Here is a 17,831-nt window from a genome sequence, read left to right as displayed (position 1 = left end):
GGTGTGCGAGCGACGTTTCTTGACCTCTCAGCGTGGGAGTAGCCCCGCCCCGCACGAGCACACCGGGCGTAGGGTCGAAGCATGGCCAACGTCGCTGAGAACATCGTCAAAACTCTGCACGCCAACGGGATCGACCGCGTTTACGGCATCCCGGGCGACTCGCTGAACGGCTTCACGGACGCGCTGCGCAAAGACGGCACGATCCGCTGGGTGCATGTGCGGCATGAGGAATCCGCCGCCTTCGCCGCAGCCGCGGATGCGGCCACCACGGGGGAGCTCGCGGTCGTCGCCGGCTCGTGCGGTCCGGGCAACCTGCACCTGATCAACGGCCTCTACGACGCCAACCGCTCGCGCGTGCCCGTTCTCGCGATCGCCGCGCAGATCCCCACCACCGAGATCGGCACCGGATACTTCCAGGAGACACATCCGCAGGAGCTGTTCCGCGAGTGCAGCGTCTACGTCGAGTACGTCGCCGACCCCAAGCAGATGCCGCGACTGCTCGAGATCGCCATGCGCGCGGCCATCGAGGAGCGGGGCGTCGCGGTACTCGTGATCCCGGGCGACGTCGCCCTCGCCGACATCGCCGACGACCGTGCCGTCGTGATCGAGCGCGCGCAGCCCGTGGTGCTGCCCAACCCGGCGGAGCTCGAGAAGGCGGCGACTCTGCTGAACGCCGCGAAGAACGTGACGATCCTCGCCGGTGCCGGTGTCGAGGGTGCGCACGACGAGGTCATCGCCCTCGCCGACAAGTTGGGCGCTCCCATCGTGCACGCGCTCCGCGGCAAGGAGTTCATCGAGTACGACAACCCCTTCGATGTCGGGATGACGGGCCTGCTGGGCTTCGCCTCCGGCTTCCGCGCCATGGAGGCCGCCGACGCCCTGCTGGTGCTGGGCAGCGACTTCCCGTACGAGCAGTTCTACCCGGATCACGCCAAGACCATCCAGGTCGACATCCGCGGCGCGCAGCTCGGCAAGCGGCATCCGCTCGATCTGGGGCTGGTCGGCGATGTGCGTGCGACGGCCGATGCGCTGCTGCCGCGAGTGGCGAGGAAAGACGACCGCAGCCATCTCGACGACGCGATCGCGCACTACCGCAAGACGAGGAAGAAGCTCGACGAGCTCGCCGTCCCCGCCAAGGGCAACCGGCCCATCCACCCCCAGTACCTGGCTCGGCTCCTGGACGAGCACGCGGCCGACGACGCGATCTTCACTGCCGACGTGGGGTCGCCGACGGTGTGGGCGGCGCGCTACCTCTCGATGACGGAGCAGCGTCGCCTGATCGGCTCCTTCACGCACGGCTCGATGGCGAACGCCCTGATGCACGGCATCGGCGCGCAGGTCGCGCATCCCGACCGTCAGGTGGTCGCGCTGGCCGGCGACGGCGGACTCGCGATGATGCTCGGCGAGCTCCTCACGCTGACGCAGAACAAACTGCCGGTGAAGACGATCGTGGTCAACAACTCCTCGCTGAACTTCGTCGAGCTCGAGATGAAGGCCGCCGGCTTCGTCACCTACGGCACGGGGCTGGAGAACCCGAGCTTCGCGGCGATCGCCGAAGCCATGGGGATCTTCGCGCGTCGGGTCGAGCGCAGCGAAGACCTCCCGGATGCTGTCCGCGAGGTGCTCGCGCACGACGGCCCGGCCCTGCTCGACGTCGTCACCGAGCGGCAGGAGCTGTCCATGCCGCCGGCGATCGAGGCCGCGCAGGTCAAGGGCTTCGCGCTCTATGCGATCCGCACGGTGATGTCCGGCCGCGGCGATGAGCTCCTCGACCTCGCCAAGGCCAATTGGCGCCAGCTGTTCTGACCTGCCGGTCAGCTCTGCACGAGGCCCCGCACCTCGGCCGCCTCACCGTGCCGCCCGAGCGACTCGAGGACGTTGCCGAGCTCGAGAGCTGCGACCTGGAGCAGCGGAGGGTGATCGGCCGCATGGTCGATGGCGCTGCGGTAGAGGGGAACCGCATCGGCTGAGCGGTCGTTCCCTGCCAGCACGCGGGCGGCGAAGAGTTCGGAGCCGCCGGCCGAGCCGAGGTCGCCGAGCGCGGCGAACCCGTCGGCCGCGGTGAGGGCGGCGGCGACCGCTTCGTCGATCCGGCCGAGCTCGGCGAACGCGCGTCCGCGCGAATCGGTGACGTCGGCGAGGAGCCACTCGGCTTCGTGCTGCTGTGCGAGGGCGGCGACCTCGTCGAAGAGCGCGAACGCGCGCTCGTCTCCGCGTCCGCCGTATGCCTGTCCGAGGCTGTGCAGCACTTCGGTCAGCGCACCCACGGCGTCCGGGGCTCGGCGTACGGTCTCGGCGGCGGATTCGAGCAGGCCGATCGCGTCGTCGTGCTCGTCGAAGCGTGCGAGGATCTTGGCCTGCTCGGTCATCGACATCGCCTGGTCGGCGTGCTCCTCGGCTTGTCCGAAGAGCTCGGAGGCATAGCTGTGGGCGCCGACGGCCTGGCCGAACTCTCCGGCCGCGCTCAGCGACCGTGCCAGCATCGAGGCGGTCATCGCGCGCGAGCCGGCGGCGACTTCGGCCTCCTCCTCGCGCTGCAGCACGTCTCCGAACAGCTCTGCCGCCTCTTCGGCGTCGCCGACGCGCAGCATGGCCCTGGCGAGTCGGAAGTCCACGCCGGTCGAGTCGCCTTCGCCCTCGCCCGCAAGGCGCGCGGCGAGGCGGTAGCGGGAGACGGCCTTCTCCGGCTCGTCCGCGTCTTCCCAGAGTGCCCCGGCGAGCAGGTGCGCGTCGCCGAGAGCACGGGTCGCGCCCAGCTCGGCGAGCAGCCGGCACACCTCGTCGGCGTCGACCGCGCCTTCTGCATAGCTGTTGCCGCCACCGCGCACCCGAGCCCTGGTCTGGAGCGCCTGCGCACGATGCCCCGTGCTGAGGTCGTCCTGCGCGAGGAAACGGTCCAGCAGTGCGGTCGCCGCCTCCATGTCGCCCTTGCTCAGCACGGCGGAGATCGCCATGAGGGTCGTGGTGTTGGCGAGGCGCGTGTCATCCGCCTCCACGAAGGAGCGCGCGGCGAGTTCGGCGAGGTCGAGGGCGGCATCCGCTTCGCCTGCCCGCAGGTGCAGTGCGGCCCGGCTGATGGCGAGGTCGCCGCGCGACCAGGCGGGCAGCGACGCCGCATCGGCGATCGCGTCTTCCAGGTCGGCCATCGCCTCGGGCGTGTCGATCCCGAAGGTCGCAAGTCCCAGGCGTTCCTCCAGGTCGGCCTGCTCGTCGCGACCGGCGGCGCGGAGCGCGGCGATGCGCTGGGGAAGCAGCTCCAGCGCCTCATCGGCGCGTTCGAGGGCGATGAGGATCCCGAGACGCATCGAGAGCAGCTGGGCGCGCTTGTCGGGGTCTTCGACCTCGAGGGCACGAGGGAGGGCGTCGAGGGTCTCGTGCTCCGCTCCGAACTGGGCGAGCTGCATGGCGCGCTCGAACCACCCGTCAGCATCCACCGGGGAGGTCGAGGAGGCCGGGGCCACGAACGCGTCCGAGCGGATCGGCACGTCGTACTGCTCGGAGGCGAGGGCGCGCATGCGTGCCAGGCTGCGCGCGTGGCCGTCGGTGCCGTCGCGCTCGTCGAACGCGGCGGCGATGCGGTCTGCGGCCGACCAGGCGGACGCCGCGAGTTCGGCGGCGCTCCAGCGGCCCTCGTGCTCTCCGAAGAACGGCACGAGCGCGGGCGACTCCGCTCCGCGTACCGGGGTGTCGCCGTGGCCGACTGCGGCGACCCGGTCGAGCGCGACGGCGAGGGCCGCGAGGGCGGCGAAGTGCGCGTCGACGTTCAGCCCGTCATGGGCGAGCCAGCCGATGTGCTTCTCGACCAGTGCGAGCGCACGGGCCTCGTTACCGGTGAGTGCGGCGAACACGATGTTGTTGGCGACGATGCGCAGATTGTCGGGGTTGTCCTTGGCCAACCGGTAGCTGCGCAGGTGCGCGGTCTTCGCCTCGTCGAAGCGCCCGGCGCGGAGGTAGGGGAGGAGCACGCGCGAGAGGGCATGCTCGGGCTCTTCTCCGCAGGAGAATCCGCCCTCGATCATCTCCTCCACGAGGACGATGGCCTCCGCGTCGCGGTCGGTGTCCGCGAAGAAGCCGGCGATCTGGCTCCGGCCGCAGGCATCGCAGTGGCTGTGGTCGTCGCGTGGCGTGGCTTCCAACTGCACGCGCAGCGTCTCGGCCTCGTCCATGCGTCCGGCATCCCACGCGTCTTCGAAGCGGGCGGTGAGCACTCCGCTCACGCCGAGGCCGCCGGCGCGGTAGTGCTTCTCCATGTCGTCGAGCACGGCGGCGATCTGCTCCTGGGAGAACGCCGGCGAGGAGCGCAGAGACGCCGCCATCCACTTGAACTGCCACATCAGGTCGGCGCCGCCGTTGTCGAGGTCGGCGGGGAACCGCTGCGGGTCGGCCTCATGGTGCGCGAGGCACCAGGCGAACGAGTTCAGCATCACATCGGTCGCGCCGCCCATGTTCGCCGAGGCGGTCTGCCGCATCCGGGCCTCGTACTCGAGCCGCTCATCCCCGAGCTCGACGGCCAGCGCCACCGCTTCCGAGACCAGGGCCTGCTCTGCAGGGCCCCAGGGGGTGCTGTCGATCTCCTCGATCAGCTGCTGGAAGCGCTTCTTCGGACGTGCCATGGGGGAACCCTTCGGTGGGATGTGTCAGCGGACGTCGCCGAAGGGGATCTGATCCCCTTCGATGCCGGCCGAGAGGGAGACGAGGTCGGCGAGCGCGCTGGTCATCAGCGCACGGTCGGCGTCGGCGAGCGGATGGTGCCCGGCGAGCAGCGCCTGGATGTACAGGAGCTGCACGGTGCGGGCGAAGACGGCGTCGTCCTGCACGCGCACCAGGGCGCGGACCACCCGGTTCGACCAGTTCAGGCACAGGCGGGCGCGGAGGTCGTCTTCGCGGGCCGCAGACAGGGTCTTGTCGATGCGGTCCAGCACGCCGCCCCACAGTGCGCCGGTGACACCCTTGGTGCGGCCGCGGTCGATCGCGCGCAGCACCTCCGGGTCGGCGACGTAGAGCCCGGCGAGGTCGGGCCGGTCGATCGAGCGCACGACCACCGAGCAGTCGGATGCGGCGAGCACGGCACCCGCGCGCGTCTCCAGGGCCACGGCGGCGTCGCGGTCGTCGAGTGGGGGAGGATCGAGGCGGTCGAGCTCTCCGGTGACGTCGACCTGCTCGACGGTGACGTGCGGGTAGAGCTCGGGCAGCATCCGGATCAGGTCGGCGTCGTAGAGGTATCCGCCGTTGACGAGCACCTCGTCGGCGGGCGAGATGCCGGCCACCTGGCGGAACTCGTCGACGCTCTGCGCGTACCTCACGTGCGGGTAGCGCTCGACGAGATCGCCGATCCGCACCGTGCCGTGCGTGGTCTCGACGGTCAGCCAGCGGGAGATGAAATGGGCCAGTTCCTCGTCGTGACGCACGAGGGATTTGAGTCCGACCTCGTGCACGGCGACGAACTGCGCGAGGCGATGCGGCTCGCTCAGTCCCAGTTCCAGGACCCAGCGGCGGATGCCGGCGCCGAGCTGTTCGCGGACGCGCTCGAGCGCCGCGTCGTCGACGAGCGACTCCCTGCTCGCGGTCGGAGCGAGCCCGGTGGAGTCGATCACGGCGCGGACGAAGAACGCCCACTCGGGAAGCACGTCGTCGACGCGCTCGGAGAGCAGCATCCGTCCCAGGTACATGCGCGTCGCCTGACGTGCACCCGGCGGCGGGGCGAACGGCAGCACGTAGGCGAGGCCGCGGGTGCCGGTAGCGGGCTCGCCCAGCTCGATCACGTCGAGGGGGCTCGCGCCGAGCAGGTCGCGTCCGTACTGCACGGCGGCATCGGGATCGCGGGCGGCGTCGAGGAACGGCGCGTCCCTGGTGATGTCGATGTCGCCGCCGGGGCCGTCGATCGTGACCCGCACGGGCAGGAATTCGCCGAATGTCGTCGCGAGCTCGTGCACGGTGGCGGGGCGCAGCAGCTCGTCGGCGTCGAAGCGCGGCACCAGGTGCACGCTGGTGCCGATGGGGAGCTCCTCGTCGATCTCGGCCACCTGGAACGTGCCGTCGGAGCTTCCCGTCCACTCCACGGACGTGCCGCCGCGGGCACTGCGGGAGCGGATGACGATGGTGTCCGCCACCATGAAGCAGCTGAGCAGACCGATGCCGAACTGCCCGAGGTAGTCGCTGCGCGGAAGGTCGAAGATGTCGCGCTTGGAGCTGCGCCCGACGGTGGCCAGCAGATCCGCCACCTCCGTCGCGGTGAGCCCCACGCCGTCGTCGCGCAGGACGAACTCGCCGTTCTCCGCGGTGAGCGGAGTGATCCGGATGCGGCCGCCGCCGCCGTCGACCTCGCGACGTGCGGTGATCGCGTCGCGGGCGTTCTGCAGGAGTTCCCGCAGGTACACCCGTGGACTGGAGTAGATGTGTCTGCTGAGCAGATCGACCACACCGCGCAGATCCACCTGGAACTGCTGCACCTCAGCGCTCACCGGCGCTCCCTCCTCCTGCATACGCTCGCTGAGCCTAACAAGAACACGCCCTCGCGATCCCGGTTCGGCGCCACCGGATCGATGCCGTATGCTTGTGGGGCAGTTGTTCTCTGCATTCTTTCGCCATGCCTGGGGTCTCCCGATCGCAGTCACGGTGGCAGAGTGGAGAGAGAACCCCGAGACCTCCCGGTCTCTAGGGCGGTAGCTCAATTGGCAGAGCAGCGGTCTCCAAAACCGCAGGTTGCAGGTTCGATTCCTGTCCGCCCTGCGCGTCAGCGCAACGCTGACACACGAAAGGTACATTCAGGATGGATCAGGACGAACCGCGCGGCGAGGTCGTCGCGGCCGGCGCCACCCGCGAGAAGAAGGGCAACCCCTTCTCACGGTTCTTCGGGGGTATCGCCCTGTTCATCCGCCAGGTCATCGCCGAGCTCCGCAAGGTCGTCACGCCGACTCGCAAGGAGCTGTTCAAGTTCACCCTGGTGGTGCTCGTCTTCGTTCTGATCGTCATGGGCATCGTCTACGGCTTGGACACGCTGTTCGCGTTCTTGACGCACTGGGTGTTCGGAATCCCTGGCTGATGACCCCCGCGGCTCGCGCCGCAGCTATGGAGAAGAAACAACGTGTCTGAACGATATTCCGACGACGCCGACTGGGCGACCGCCGCAGAGCAGTCCAGCGAGGAAGACGAAGCCCAGGAGGGCAACGTCCTCGCTGAGGAAGAGCTCTCAGTCACTTCGGCCGAGCACGTCGCGGTCCACGTCGAAGACGAGGACGGCGAAGAGGATGACACGGCTGACATCGACATCGACATCGACGACCCGGAGGCGGACGCGATCGTGAACGACGCTCTGAACCTGGACGAAGCGGCTGAGTCTGAGGCTGCCGCTGAGGTCCTCAACGAATCTGTGGCCGAAGAGGCCGCCGATCTCGACGCGGCTGCGGCCGACGAGGTCACCCCGTACGACGGCCCCGACCTCGGCGCTGATGAAGAGCAGGGCGACGAGGAATCCTCCGACGAGGACGCCGAGGAAGACCCGTACGAGGCCTTCCGCATGGACCTCCGCATGCTCCCGGGCAAGTGGTACGTCATCCACTCGTACGCCGGTTTCGAGCGCAAGGTGAAGGCCAACATCGAGCAGCGCAAGTCGACGCTCGAGGTCGAGGACGAGATCTACCAGATCGAGGTCCCGATGGAAGACGTGGTCGAGATCAAGAACGGCCAGCGCAAGATGGTCACCCGCGTGCGCATCCCCGGCTACGTGCTGGTGCGCATGGAGCTCACGGAAGACACCTGGTCGGTCGTGCGTCACACCCCGGGTGTCACCGGCTTCGTGGGCAACGCCCACAACCCGACCCCGCTGCGCTTCGAAGAGGCCTTCAACATGCTGAAGTCGCTCGTCGAGGTCAAGGATGCCCCCACGGCCAAGAACATCGCGTCGAAGGGCGGCCTCGCGGTCGCTCGTCCGCTGCCGGCCGAGGTCGACTTCGAGGTCGGCGAGACCATCACGATCAAGGAGGGCTCGTTCGCGGGTCTTCCCGGTTCGATCAGCGAGATCAAGCCCGAGAGCGGCAAGCTCACGGTCCTCGTCTCGCTCTTCGAGCGTGAGACCCCGGTCGAGCTTTCGTTCGACCAGGTCACCAAGATGGTCTGACACCAGTCCTCAAGAGAGCGGCCGTCCCTTTCGGGGCGGCCGTTCTCGCGTTCGCTCCCTTCTTGCGAGGGGTCAGAACACGCCGCAGCTCGTCGGGCGATTGCGGCGTGTCTTGGCTCCTCAGCTGGGGGCGATGCGGCGTTCGTGCTGTGCGGCAGGATCAGGTAGACTTGTGTGGTTTGTGTGCCGCTTCGGCGTGCGCAGAGACGACCACGATCCGGAAACGCCGGATCAGTGGGAGAAGCGGATGCTCCGGCATCCGATTCGATGAAAGGAAAGAGAATGGCACCGAAGAAGAAGGTGACCGGCCTGATCAAGCTTCAGATCAACGCCGGTGCAGCCAACCCGGCGCCGCCGATCGGCCCCGCGCTCGGTCAGCATGGCGTCAACATCATGGAGTTCTGCAAGGCGTACAACGCCGCGACCGAGTCGCAGCGCGGCAACGTCATCCCCGTCGAGATCACCGTCTACGAGGACCGCAGCTTCACCTTCGTCCTGAAGACCCCGCCGGCGGCGGAGCTCATCAAGAAGGCCGCGGGCGTCCCCAAGGGCTCCGCGACCCCGCACACCGTCAAGGTCGCGAAGATCACCAAGGACCAGGTCCGTCAGATCGCCGAGACCAAGCAGGCCGACCTGAACGCGAACGACATCGAGGCCGCCTCGAAGATCATCGCCGGCACCGCCCGTTCCATGGGCATCACGGTCGAGGGCTGAGGAGAATAATCATGGCTACCAAGTCCAAGGCTTACAAGGCTGCCGCCGAGAAGATCGAGGCAGACCGTTTCTACACTCCGACCGAGGCAGTCGCCCTCGCGAAGGAGACCGGCTCGTCGAAGTTCGACTCGACCGTCGAGGTCGCGCTGAAGCTCGCCGTCGACCCCCGCAAGGCAGACCAGATGGTGCGCGGCACCGTCATCCTGCCCCACGGCACCGGTAAGACCGCCCGCGTCATCGTCTTCGCCACCGGCCCCGCGGCCGAGGCAGCGATCGCCGCAGGTGCGGATGAGGTCGGCGGCGCCGAGCTCATCCAGAAGGTCGCCGATGGCTGGACCAACTTCGACGCCGCGGTCTCCACGCCGGAGCTCATGGGCCAGGTCGGTCGTCTCGGAAAGGTGCTCGGACCGCGTGGTCTGATGCCGAACCCGAAGACCGGCACCGTGACCCCGAACCCGGCCAAGGCCGTCGAGGAGATCAAGGGCGGAAAGATCGAGTTCCGCGTCGACAAGCACGCCAACGTGCACTTCGTCGTCGGCAAGGCGTCCTTCACCGCAGAGCAGCTGAACGAGAACATCGGCGCAGCGCTCGAGGAGATCGTCCGCCTCAAGCCGTCGAGCTCGAAGGGCCGTTACATCCAGAAGGGTGCGGTGTCGACCACGTTCGGCCCCGGCATCCCGCTGGACGTCAACTCCATCTGAGTCTGACTCTCTTCTGAAACGCCCCCGGGTCCGCCCGGGGGCGTTTCTGCGTTGTCGCGGAGGGGCGGGGGTGGCAGGATGCCGTGATGGGCACCGTCGATGACTACCTCGAAGAACTCACCCCCACGGATCGTGACGCGATCGACCGGGTCTACGCGGTCGCACGTCGGGAGGCGCCCGAGGCCGAGCAGGGGAAGGGCTACGGCATGCCGGCGCTCGTGTATGGAGGCAAACCCCTCCTGTCGGTGATGCGCGCCAAAAAGCACATCGGCATCTATCCGTTCAGCCCCGATGCCGTCGCGACGGTGGCGGGAGCGCTGGAGGGGCATCCGAGCGTCAGCGTCGACAAGGGCACCATCCGGTTCCAGCCCGAGCATCCGATCCCCGACGAGGTGCTGGAGCACCTGGTCCGGGCCCGACTGTCGCAGATCGACGGCAGCTGATCCGTCAGCCGGCCAGCACCGGCAGCACCAGGCTGATCGCGATGGCGATCATGACCACGGCGATCACCGCATCCAGGATGCGCCAGGAGCGCGGCGTGCGCAGCCAGCGTCCCAGATACCGCGCACCGAATCCCAGCGCCGTGAACCACAGGATGCTGGCGGCCATGGCGCCGCCGGCGAACAGCCAGCGTTCGTGGCCGTGCGTGGCCGCGATCGAGCCGAGCATCAGCACCGTGTCGAGGTAGACGTGCGGGTTGAGCCACGTGAGGGCGAGCGTGGTCAGGATCACGGGTGCCAGCCGTGTGCGGGTGAGGGTCGCCGTGGGGCCGCTCGGAGTCGTCGCCCCCGAGCCGGCGGCATCCGCTCCGTCCACCCGCAGCTCTTCGCCGCCGCGCCAGGCCCGACGAGCAGCCAGGATGCCGTAGCTCAGCAGGAACAGCGCCCCCGCCCAGCGGGCCACGACGACGAGCCACGGAGCGGCCGACAGCACGAATCCGAGTCCCGCGACGCCGGCAGCGATGAGTGCGGCATCCGACAGGGCGCAGATGATCACGACAGCCCACACGTGCTCGCGGCGGATTCCCTGGCGCAGCACGAAGACGTTCTGCGCGCCGATGGCGACGATGAGGGAGAGGCCGAGTCCGAGGCCGGCGAGAACGGTGAGCATGGGTCCAGCCTAGGAATCACGACCCATGAAGAGAAGCGAAGATTCCTACCGAACCATTAGCATCACTTATGTGAGGATCGACCCGGAACTGGCCGCCACTCTCGCCGCGATCGTCGACGAGGGCACCCTCGACGCCGCGTCCAGGCGACTGCAGATCACCCCGTCGGCGGTGAGTCAGCGGCTGAAGACCCTGGAACAGCAACTCGGTCGGATCCTGGTCGTGCGGACGAAGCCCGCGAAGCTGACCGAGGCGGGTGAGGCCGTCGTCCGCTTGGCGCGCCAGATCGCGCTGCTCGAACACGATGCGCTCCTCGGGGTGGGCATCGATGAGGACGCGGAGAGCCGGCGGATCAGCATCCCGCTCGCGGTGAACGCCGATTCGATGGCGACGTGGTTCCTCGCGCCCCTCTCCCGACTCGCGGCCGGCCACGACATCGACTTCGACCTGCATCGCGACGACCAGAACTTCACCGCGCGGCTCCTGGAATCCGGCACCGTCATGGCCGCGGTCACGAGCGAGGCCGCGCCGGTCGCCGGATGCTCGGTGTCGCCGCTCGGCGTGCTCGAATATCGGGCGATGGCGGAACCGGGGTTCGCATCGCGCTGGTTCGCTGACGGGGTGACGGCGGATGCCCTGACCGCCGCACCGTTCGTCGACTTCGACCGGCGGGACACGCTGCAGCATGAGTGGCTCCGAGCGATGGGCGTCAGCGAGGCAGGCGTGCCACGACACTACGTTCCGGCATCTCACGACTATGCGCTCGCTGTCGGGCTCGGGCTGGGGTGGGGGATGGTCCCGCTCCTGCAGGAGTCATCCGGACTCGTCCCGCTGGGCGGCCCGACCCTTCGCGTCCCGCTCTACTGGCAGCAGTGGAACCTGCGCTCGGACCTGCTCGACAACATTGCTGCCGAGATCGCCGTCGAGGCGCGGCGGGTGCTCGGTGCGACGCCCGTCACTCAGACGCGATCGCGTCCGGGCTCGCGCCTGAAGCCAGCGCGTGCAGCAGGCGGGTGAGGCTCCCGATATCGGCGAGGCTCCACTCTTCGAGCGTGCGGAGCAGCCGGCCTTCCTGAGGGAGCCGCGCGACCGCGAGGCGCTCTTCACCCAGGGGTGTGAGCTGCAGCAGGAAGGAGCGCCCATCGGCGGGATCGGCCGAACGCTCGACGAGATCGAGCTCCTCGAGCTCGCGCACCATCCGGCTGACCTGCCCCTTGTCCAGCAGCATCCGCTCGGACAGCGACGATACCGTGACGGTCTCGCAGCGTGCGATCGTCGTGAAGATCTTGTAGGCGCCCGGCAACAGACCGGGGCTCACGCGGTTGGCGTTCTCCGAGATCACGCGACGGAAATGCGTGATCAGCTCGCCGAACTCCGCCTCGAGGGCGCGGACCGCAGCGGCCCGCGCCTCGGGGGTGTCGGAAGGGTGGTCAGCGTCCGGCATCGGAGGCCGCATCGTCGTGGGCGTCGCGTGTGCGGCCGACGACGGTGACGGTGCCGGTGGTCGGTGCACCGGAGAGCGCCGTGGCATCGGCGATCGCGACGTCTGCCGCGTCGTCGACCGGGGTGGCATCGTCGTCTGCGGCCGAGTCCGCCTTCGCCGCATCCGCGTGCGCCCGCTCGCTCGTCGTCATCGTGGTGAGCGGACGGTTCGGCAGGAACAGGATCGCGATGAGGCTGATCACCGCGAGCGGGATGCCGATCAGGAACGCATGCGAGATGGCCTGCGCGTAGAAGTCCTCGATGATCGAGCGCACCGGCTCCGGAAGTAGCCGGACCTCGGGCAGCGTCCCGCTGGAGAGCTGTGCGGCGACGTCGGCGCCCTTGTCGCCGAGCTGCGCGATCGCCGCGCCGATGCGCTCCTTGCCGTCGCTGAACAGACTGGTGAGGCTGTTCGCCAGTACGGCGCCCATGACCGAGACGCCGACCGTGCCGCCGAGGCTGCGGAAGAACGTCACGCCCGAGCTCGCGACGCCCATCTCGCTCGGCTTCGCGACGTTCTGCACGATGAGGACGAGGTTCTGCATGGTCATGCCGACGCCGGCGCCCATCACGAACATGTAGATCGAGACGAGGATGAAGTTCGTGTCGTAGTGCAGCGTCGACAGCATCACGGAACCGGCGATCAGCAGCACGGATCCGAGGATCAGGTAGCCCTTCCACCTGCCGAAGCGGGTCACGAGCTGGCCGATGACCATCGACGAGATCAGGAGCCCCGCCATCATCGGCAGGGTCATGAGCCCGGCCTCGGTGGGCGTTGCGCCACGGGAGAGCTGCATGTACTGCGCGAGGTACACCGAGGTGCCGAACATCGCGACACCGATCGAGATCGACGCCAGCACCGAGAGGGTGAACGTGCGACCGCGGAACAGCGTGAGAGGGATGAGGGGCTCGCGCACCTTGAGCTCGACGATGATGAAGGCGATGGCCGAGGCGACGGCGCCGCCGACCATGAGCACGGTCTCGGTGCTCCACCAGTCGAACGTCGAGCCGGCGTTCGTGATCCAGATGAGGATCAGCGACACGGCGGCCGAGAGCAGCACGATGCCGACGTAGTCGATCGACACCTTGCGGGTGCGCTCGGTGCTGATGTGCAGCGTCTTCTGCAGGATGATCAGCGCGGCCACGGCGAAGGGGAGCGCGACGAAGAAGTTCCAGCGCCAGTTCGCGACATCGGTGATCCAACCGCCGAGGAGCGGGCCGCCGACGGTGGCGACGGCCATCACGGCGCCGAACAGCCCCATGTACCGGCCGCGCTCGCGAGGGCTGATGATGTCGGCCATGATGACCTGGCTGAGGGCGGCGAGCCCGCCGCCGCCGATCCCCTGGATGGCGCGGAAGGCGATGAGGGTGTTCGTGTCCTGGGCGAAGCCGGCCGCGGCGGTCGCTCCGACGAAGATGACGATCGCGATCTGGATCAGGAGCTTGCGGTTGAAGAGGTCGGCGAGTTTGCCCCAGATCGGGGTGGAGATCGCGGTCGTCAGGAGGGTCGCGGTGATGACCCAGGTGTACGCGGCCTGGTCGCCGCCGAGGTCGTGCACGATGACGGGCATCGAGGTGGAGACCACCGTGGTGGCGATCATCGAGACGAACATGCCGAGGAGGAGCCCGGTGAGGGCTTCGAGAACCTGGCGATGCGTCATCTTGACGGGGGAGTCCGTGGTCATGCGAGACCTTTCGCGGTCGGAAGGACGGATGCTGCGACAGCTCTGGCGCGCACAAGATGGTTGAACTGCGTCAACTATATGTGAATCGTTGATCTACGTCAACCATTGCGAGGCGACGCGCGGTGCGCGCGATGTGCCTCGGACGTGCGCGAAATCGCCTTGTTCTGCGGGAAGGGGTCGGTGAGGATGAGGGCACGGCGGGGATGCGGGCCTCTGCGAGGCGGTCGTTCTCAGCCATCCACGCGATCGCCTGATTCCTGAGGGGGACTCCGATGGCAACCAAAGACACGCAGCGCAAGGTTCTCGCCGTTCTGGCGGGCGGGCTCGTTCTCGGGGTGGGGGTGGCGGTCACACTCGCCGCCTGGAACGACTCCGAGTTCGCGAACGGGACCTTCACCGCCGGATCCTTCACGTTCACGGGCTCCACTGACGGAACGACGTTCAGCGAGCACGCGACCGACGACGCGGCAGCCTCGCTGACCTTCGAGCTCAACCCGACGAACCTCAGCCCGGGCGACGTGGTGTACGCGCCTTACGCCCTGCGGCTCGGCGGCACCTATGACGCCACGCTCGATGCCGTCGCTCCCGTCGGCGCAGGCGACTTCGCCACCGGCAGCAAGCTGACCTACGACGTCGTGTCGACGGGGGCGACGTTCGGTTGCGACGAGACCGCGTTCGCCGCGGGAACCGCGGTGCCCGCGACGATGACGCCGGGTACCGACGTCAACCTGTGCATCCAGGTCACAGCCGCCTCCGGTGCGGGCGGGATCGAGCAGGGCGACACGGGAACCGTCACATGGCAGTGGAACGCGACCTCGGTGCAGCCGTAGCGCCCACTCGCCGCTCGTTGCGTGCAACTCTCCCGCGGCGGCCCTCGCGCACGTTTCGGCGCGTGCGGGCGCTGCTCGCCGGTGGGCTGGTTCTCGGCGTCGGCGCGACGATGACGATCGCGGCGTGGACCGACCAGGAGCTTGCGACGAGCACAGTCAGTGCGGGGAGCTTCTCGATCGCGTCACGGTCCGATCAGGGGGCATTCGCGTCGCACGGACCGACCGAGACCGTGCTCACCGTACCTCTCGACGCGTCGGGCCTCTATCCCGGGGTGAAGAAGGCGGCGTATGTGCAGGTGCAGGCGTCGGGCACCCTGGGCGGCACCGTCAACCTCACCGCCGTGGCCGTGACGAACAATGCGGGCACGGCGCCGACCGGGGCGGACCTCGCGCTGCAGAACGCGATCAGGGTGAACATCGCCGTGGTCGCGGCTCCCGCCAACTGCACGACGAGTGCGACCGCGACGGCCGCGCTGACCGCGGTTCCCGCGCTCCCCGCGCAGACCCTGACCGTGAGCCCGCTCAACACGATCACCTACTGCGTCGTGCTCGAGCTGCCGGCAGACGCGACCGGAACAGCACAGGGCGGCACCGTGAAACCGACCTGGACCTTCACCGGAAGCACGAGCTGAGCGACGACATGGCCACCATCACACGCGGCGCCCGCGCCGTGGCACGGGGACTGCGGGAGGTGCTGCTCACCCTGGCAGCCGTCGGCGGCGTGATCTGCATACTGCTCGTGATCCTGGCCTTCACCGGTGGCTATTCGCTCATCATGTTCAAGACCGGGTCGATGACGCCGACCATCCCGGCAGGATCCGTCGCGCTCGTGCAGAAGATTCCCGCCGCCGACATCGCGGTCGGTGACGTCGTGACGGTGGATCGGGATGCGGCCCTGCCGATCACGCACCGCGTCACCGGCGTCGAGCAGGCGGATCAGGGCGAACAGCGGGTCATCACGATGAAGGGTGACGCGAACGACGTCGAGGATCCGGCGCCGTACACCGTGTCCGACGTCCGCATCGTCCGTGGCTCGGTGCCCGCCCTTGCGAACGTGATCGTCTGGTTCGGCAGCCCGTGGGTGCTCGGCGGGGTCACGCTCGGTGCATCGCTGCTGGTGGTGTGGGCGTTCTGGCCGCGGCGAGAGCGTGCGGCGGCGGAGGAACCCTCAGGAGACGTCGGGGGGCTCGCGGCTGCCGAAGAGCCCGCGGCTCCGGAAGCGCTGATCGTGGCGGGGGAGCGGCGGAGGGATCGGCGCTCATGAGACGCCTGGGTGCCGGAGTCATCGTGCTCTTCGTGCTGCTCGGCTCGGCGGCCCCCGCATGGGCGTCGCCGACCACGGAGGTCATCCAGGGGCGCATCCTGCGGCTCGTCTCGGTCGCGGACTGGGAAGCCGCGGGATCCCTGCTCCCCGGGCAGCAGGTGCGATGGGATGTCGCCGTCAGCGCAGAGGCGCCGGATCCGGGGATCGTGACGATCGCGCTGAGCGCCACCGGCGAAGCGCCGCTGGTCCTCGACGTGTCGATCTGCCTGCGCGCCTGGCAGGGGAGCGCATGCCCCGGTGGCGCCGTGATCGTGCGCTCGGCATGGCAGGTCCCGCGCGACGGCGGTGAGGTGCAACTCGGCGAGGTCGCCGACACCGACGTCGCGCACGTGCGGCTCTCCATCGGGCTCGGTGAGGCGGCGGCGGCGGGCTCGACGAGTCTCCGGCTCCATGCCAGCGGCGTCGGCGAGGACGTGATCGTCGGTCCCGGTGGCGGCCTGGCAGCGACCGGTCCTTCGCCGCTGCCGCCCTGGGTGCTCGCCGGAGGGGCGGCGCTGGTCGTCGTCGGCGTCCTGCTGGTTGCTCGTCGTCGTTCGGCTACGGCGGGCACCCTCGTCGCATGGCGACCCGGCGGTGACCGGTGAGTCCCGCGAAGCGTCTGCGGTCGGCGGGTGCCGTGCTCGGAATCTCGGTGCTCATCGGTGTCGGCCTCGTCCCGACCGTCCCGTCGACCGAGGCGGCGTGGCTCGATGCCGAGCGGGCGACCGCGACCGGGACTTCGATCAACGTTCCGGAGCCCATCGCCACGGGTTCTCCGGGTTGTGTGGCGAGCAGCGGGCTGCTGGGCGCCAATCCGAAGGTGACCATCTCGTGGCGGGCGCCCGCCACCGCGCCGGGATACGACTTGACGAAGGCGGAGTTCGGGCAGATCGTCAATCAGGGGCTGCTCGAGCCGATCCTGAGCGACCTCCTCGGGAACGTCAAGACGACGGGGAGTGCGGCCGCTTATGTCACCGTCATCGACGGCGGCCTGCTCACGGGACTTCTCGGGGCGACGAAGACTTTCGGTATCCGCTTCACCGGGCCGGGCGGGTGGAAGTCGGACTGGCTCGTGGCGAATGCCACGATGGGGCTGCTCGGAGCGAACCCGCAGTGCACGATGGGCACCACCGCCAGCTACTAGGCGGAATCCGAAGGCTCAGTCGGCGAGTGCCAGTGCGCGGAACGCATCGCGTTCGCGGAGCTGCTCGCGGCGGCTGGCTGCGGCATCGTCCGGCGTGCTGCTCGGGACCTGCCGGCCGGTGGTGCGCCGGTAGAGCTCGTCGATGAGGTTGGTGGCGAGGCCGACCAGCTTGGCGATCTCGCGGTCGTCGCGGTCGATCCACACGCAGCGCGGTTCGTCGTGGATCGGGGAGAAGTCGACGTGCTCCTCCCAGACGAACAGCGTCCGCTCGGCGCCGAGAACGTGCTGCTGCCACCAGATCTGGCGGAGGTAGGTGCGCGGGATGCCGCGGAACGCCTTGTTGGTCGTCTTGATCTCGGCGAGCTTCACGCGCCCGTCGGCGTCGACCGCGATGCCGTCGGGCGTGGCCAGGTGGCGATGCTCGACCTCGGCGCGGAACAGGGCGGACGAGGGGAGGATGCCGTGGGTCGCGGCGACCCAGGCGGCGATCTCGGGCTCGCGCCGCCGGCCGTGATCGGTGTAGGCGTTGCCGCCGAAGCGGGGGCCTCCGCCGAGCTTGGAGTCCGCCGCGCGAGCGATCGACTTCTCGGAAGTGAGCCCGGCGACGTCGGTGGCGGTGATGCCGCGGGAACGTGCTCGCATCCACGCCACGCGGTCGCGAGAGTCCGCGACGATGCGTGCAGCGAGTTCCGGGGTCACCCTTCGACCCTAACCCGGCTCGCCGACCCTCCCTCTCACACACGCCGCC

General features: G+C 68.9%; 18 protein-coding genes and 1 tRNA gene. 13 read left to right on the top strand and 6 right to left on the bottom strand.

Translation table 11 applies throughout. The features are described from left to right. Positions 1 to 81 precede the first annotated feature (81 nt). Positions 82 to 1,806, top strand: a complete 1,725-nt coding sequence (poxB, locus tag BQ2383_RS00220) for a ubiquinone-dependent pyruvate dehydrogenase (protein WP_091027472.1) — start codon at positions 82 to 84, stop codon at positions 1,804 to 1,806. An 8-nt stretch (positions 1,807 to 1,814) separates the two neighbouring features. Here poxB and BQ2383_RS00215 read toward each other — a convergent pair whose 3' ends face one another. Together BQ2383_RS00215 and BQ2383_RS00210 are read right to left on the bottom strand one after the other, a co-directional pair. Next, positions 1,815 to 4,613: a tetratricopeptide repeat protein gene (locus BQ2383_RS00215; protein ID WP_091027470.1), complete on the bottom strand. Its 2,799-nt coding sequence runs from the start codon at positions 4,611 to 4,613 to the stop codon at positions 1,815 to 1,817. Positions 4,614 to 4,637: 24 nt separating this feature from the next. Continuing rightward, entirely contained in the window at positions 4,638 to 6,461 is a 1,824-nt protein-coding gene (locus BQ2383_RS00210) for an HSP90 family protein (protein ID WP_167381499.1), read from the bottom strand. A gap of 195 nt (positions 6,462 to 6,656) precedes the next feature. Here BQ2383_RS00210 and BQ2383_RS00205 point away from each other — a divergent pair. The 6 genes from BQ2383_RS00205 to BQ2383_RS00180 all read left to right on the top strand — a co-directional run bounded on the left by BQ2383_RS00205 (position 6,657) and on the right by BQ2383_RS00180 (position 9,974). After that, positions 6,657 to 6,729: transfer RNA gene (locus tag BQ2383_RS00205), tRNA-Trp, on the top strand. Between the two features lie 40 nt (positions 6,730 to 6,769). Next, positions 6,770 to 7,042 carry a preprotein translocase subunit SecE gene (gene secE, locus BQ2383_RS00200; protein WP_029260992.1) on the top strand — a complete coding sequence of 91 codons (273 nt, stop codon included), beginning with the start codon at positions 6,770 to 6,772 and terminating at the stop codon, positions 7,040 to 7,042. Positions 7,043 to 7,084: 42 nt separating this feature from the next. Beyond that, positions 7,085 to 8,116: a transcription termination/antitermination protein NusG gene (gene nusG / locus BQ2383_RS00195; protein ID WP_091027468.1), complete on the top strand. Its 1,032-nt coding sequence runs from the start codon at positions 7,085 to 7,087 to the stop codon at positions 8,114 to 8,116. Between the two features lie 282 nt (positions 8,117 to 8,398). Then, complete coding sequence (gene rplK / locus BQ2383_RS00190) at positions 8,399 to 8,830, top strand: 50S ribosomal protein L11 (protein ID WP_091027467.1); 432 nt, start codon at positions 8,399 to 8,401, stop codon at positions 8,828 to 8,830. Between the two features lie 11 nt (positions 8,831 to 8,841). Continuing rightward, positions 8,842 to 9,531, top strand: a complete 690-nt coding sequence (gene rplA / locus BQ2383_RS00185; RefSeq protein WP_017829144.1) for a 50S ribosomal protein L1 — start codon at positions 8,842 to 8,844, stop codon at positions 9,529 to 9,531. An 86-nt stretch (positions 9,532 to 9,617) separates the two neighbouring features. Continuing rightward, on the top strand, positions 9,618 to 9,974 hold the full coding sequence (locus tag BQ2383_RS00180; protein WP_091027466.1) for an iron chaperone: 357 nt from the start codon (positions 9,618 to 9,620) through the stop codon (positions 9,972 to 9,974). Positions 9,975 to 9,978: 4 nt separating this feature from the next. Here BQ2383_RS00180 and BQ2383_RS00175 read toward each other — a convergent pair whose 3' ends face one another. Next, the gene (locus BQ2383_RS00175; RefSeq protein WP_091027465.1) at positions 9,979 to 10,641 is read right to left on the bottom strand and encodes a LysE/ArgO family amino acid transporter; all 663 of its coding nucleotides are present in this window, start codon (positions 10,639 to 10,641) and stop codon (positions 9,979 to 9,981) included. Positions 10,642 to 10,711: 70 nt separating this feature from the next. On the opposite strand from BQ2383_RS00175, the gene BQ2383_RS00170 reads away from it, so the two are divergent. Then, entirely contained in the window at positions 10,712 to 11,656 is a 945-nt protein-coding gene (locus BQ2383_RS00170) for a LysR family transcriptional regulator ArgP (RefSeq protein ID WP_208617592.1), read from the top strand. Here the strand turns inward: BQ2383_RS00170 and BQ2383_RS00165 are convergent. Continuing rightward, on the bottom strand, positions 11,595 to 12,083 hold the full coding sequence (locus BQ2383_RS00165) for a MarR family winged helix-turn-helix transcriptional regulator (protein WP_091027463.1): 489 nt from the start codon (positions 12,081 to 12,083) through the stop codon (positions 11,595 to 11,597). The two genes, BQ2383_RS00170 and BQ2383_RS00165, sit on opposite strands and share 62 nt — an antisense overlap. Beyond that, a complete protein-coding gene (locus BQ2383_RS00160; protein ID WP_091027462.1) occupies positions 12,070 to 13,806 on the bottom strand; it encodes an MDR family MFS transporter in 1,737 nt (578 codons plus the stop codon). Before BQ2383_RS00160 ends, BQ2383_RS00165 begins: the two co-directional genes overlap by 14 nt. A gap of 272 nt (positions 13,807 to 14,078) precedes the next feature. On the opposite strand from BQ2383_RS00160, the gene BQ2383_RS00155 reads away from it, so the two are divergent. The 5 genes from BQ2383_RS00155 to BQ2383_RS00135 all read left to right on the top strand — a co-directional run bounded on the left by BQ2383_RS00155 (position 14,079) and on the right by BQ2383_RS00135 (position 17,083). Next, positions 14,079 to 14,636 carry a SipW-dependent-type signal peptide-containing protein gene (locus tag BQ2383_RS00155; RefSeq protein ID WP_091027460.1) on the top strand — a complete coding sequence of 186 codons (558 nt, stop codon included), beginning with the start codon at positions 14,079 to 14,081 and terminating at the stop codon, positions 14,634 to 14,636. 62 nt (positions 14,637 to 14,698) lie between these two features. Beyond that, entirely contained in the window at positions 14,699 to 15,268 is a 570-nt protein-coding gene (locus tag BQ2383_RS00150; RefSeq protein ID WP_091027455.1) for a SipW-dependent-type signal peptide-containing protein, read from the top strand. Between the two features lie 8 nt (positions 15,269 to 15,276). Then, complete coding sequence (locus tag BQ2383_RS00145) at positions 15,277 to 15,900, top strand: signal peptidase I (RefSeq protein ID WP_091027453.1); 624 nt, start codon at positions 15,277 to 15,279, stop codon at positions 15,898 to 15,900. Beyond that, positions 15,897 to 16,544, top strand: a complete 648-nt coding sequence (locus BQ2383_RS00140) for a hypothetical protein (RefSeq protein ID WP_091027451.1) — start codon at positions 15,897 to 15,899, stop codon at positions 16,542 to 16,544. Before BQ2383_RS00145 ends, BQ2383_RS00140 begins: the two co-directional genes overlap by 4 nt. Beyond that, complete coding sequence (locus BQ2383_RS00135) at positions 16,541 to 17,083, top strand: hypothetical protein (RefSeq protein ID WP_091027450.1); 543 nt, start codon at positions 16,541 to 16,543, stop codon at positions 17,081 to 17,083. Before BQ2383_RS00140 ends, BQ2383_RS00135 begins: the two co-directional genes overlap by 4 nt. Positions 17,084 to 17,098: 15 nt before the next feature. On the opposite strand, the gene BQ2383_RS00130 is transcribed toward BQ2383_RS00135, so the two are convergent. After that, the gene (locus tag BQ2383_RS00130; protein ID WP_091027449.1) at positions 17,099 to 17,782 is read right to left on the bottom strand and encodes a YqaJ viral recombinase family protein; all 684 of its coding nucleotides are present in this window, start codon (positions 17,780 to 17,782) and stop codon (positions 17,099 to 17,101) included. Positions 17,783 to 17,831 lie beyond the last annotated feature (49 nt).

Source organism: Microbacterium oxydans (genome assembly GCF_900095745.1).
Classification (GTDB): Bacteria; Actinomycetota; Actinomycetes; order Actinomycetales; family Microbacteriaceae; genus Microbacterium; species Microbacterium oxydans_B.
The sequence above is the reverse complement of the archived record's forward strand: the minus strand, read 5'-3'. Positions and strand labels throughout refer to the sequence as shown.

Coding starts and splice junctions, on each gene's coding strand:
- poxB (WP_091027472.1), top strand. CDS start 82: ATGGCCAACGTCGCTGAGAACATCGTCAAAACTCTGCACGCCAACGGG.
- BQ2383_RS00215 (WP_091027470.1), bottom strand. CDS start 4,613: ATGGCACGTCCGAAGAAGCGCTTCCAGCAGCTGATCGAGGAGATCGAC.
- secE (WP_029260992.1), top strand. CDS start 6,770: ATGGATCAGGACGAACCGCGCGGCGAGGTCGTCGCGGCCGGCGCCACC.
- rplK (WP_091027467.1), top strand. CDS start 8,399: ATGGCACCGAAGAAGAAGGTGACCGGCCTGATCAAGCTTCAGATCAAC.
- rplA (WP_017829144.1), top strand. CDS start 8,842: ATGGCTACCAAGTCCAAGGCTTACAAGGCTGCCGCCGAGAAGATCGAG.
- BQ2383_RS00180 (WP_091027466.1), top strand. CDS start 9,618: ATGGGCACCGTCGATGACTACCTCGAAGAACTCACCCCCACGGATCGT.
- BQ2383_RS00175 (WP_091027465.1), bottom strand. CDS start 10,641: ATGCTCACCGTTCTCGCCGGCCTCGGACTCGGCCTCTCCCTCATCGTC.
- BQ2383_RS00165 (WP_091027463.1), bottom strand. CDS start 12,083: ATGCCGGACGCTGACCACCCTTCCGACACCCCCGAGGCGCGGGCCGCT.
- BQ2383_RS00160 (WP_091027462.1), bottom strand. CDS start 13,806: ATGACCACGGACTCCCCCGTCAAGATGACGCATCGCCAGGTTCTCGAA.
- BQ2383_RS00155 (WP_091027460.1), top strand. CDS start 14,079: ATGGCAACCAAAGACACGCAGCGCAAGGTTCTCGCCGTTCTGGCGGGC.
- BQ2383_RS00145 (WP_091027453.1), top strand. CDS start 15,277: ATGGCCACCATCACACGCGGCGCCCGCGCCGTGGCACGGGGACTGCGG.
- BQ2383_RS00140 (WP_091027451.1), top strand. CDS start 15,897: ATGAGACGCCTGGGTGCCGGAGTCATCGTGCTCTTCGTGCTGCTCGGC.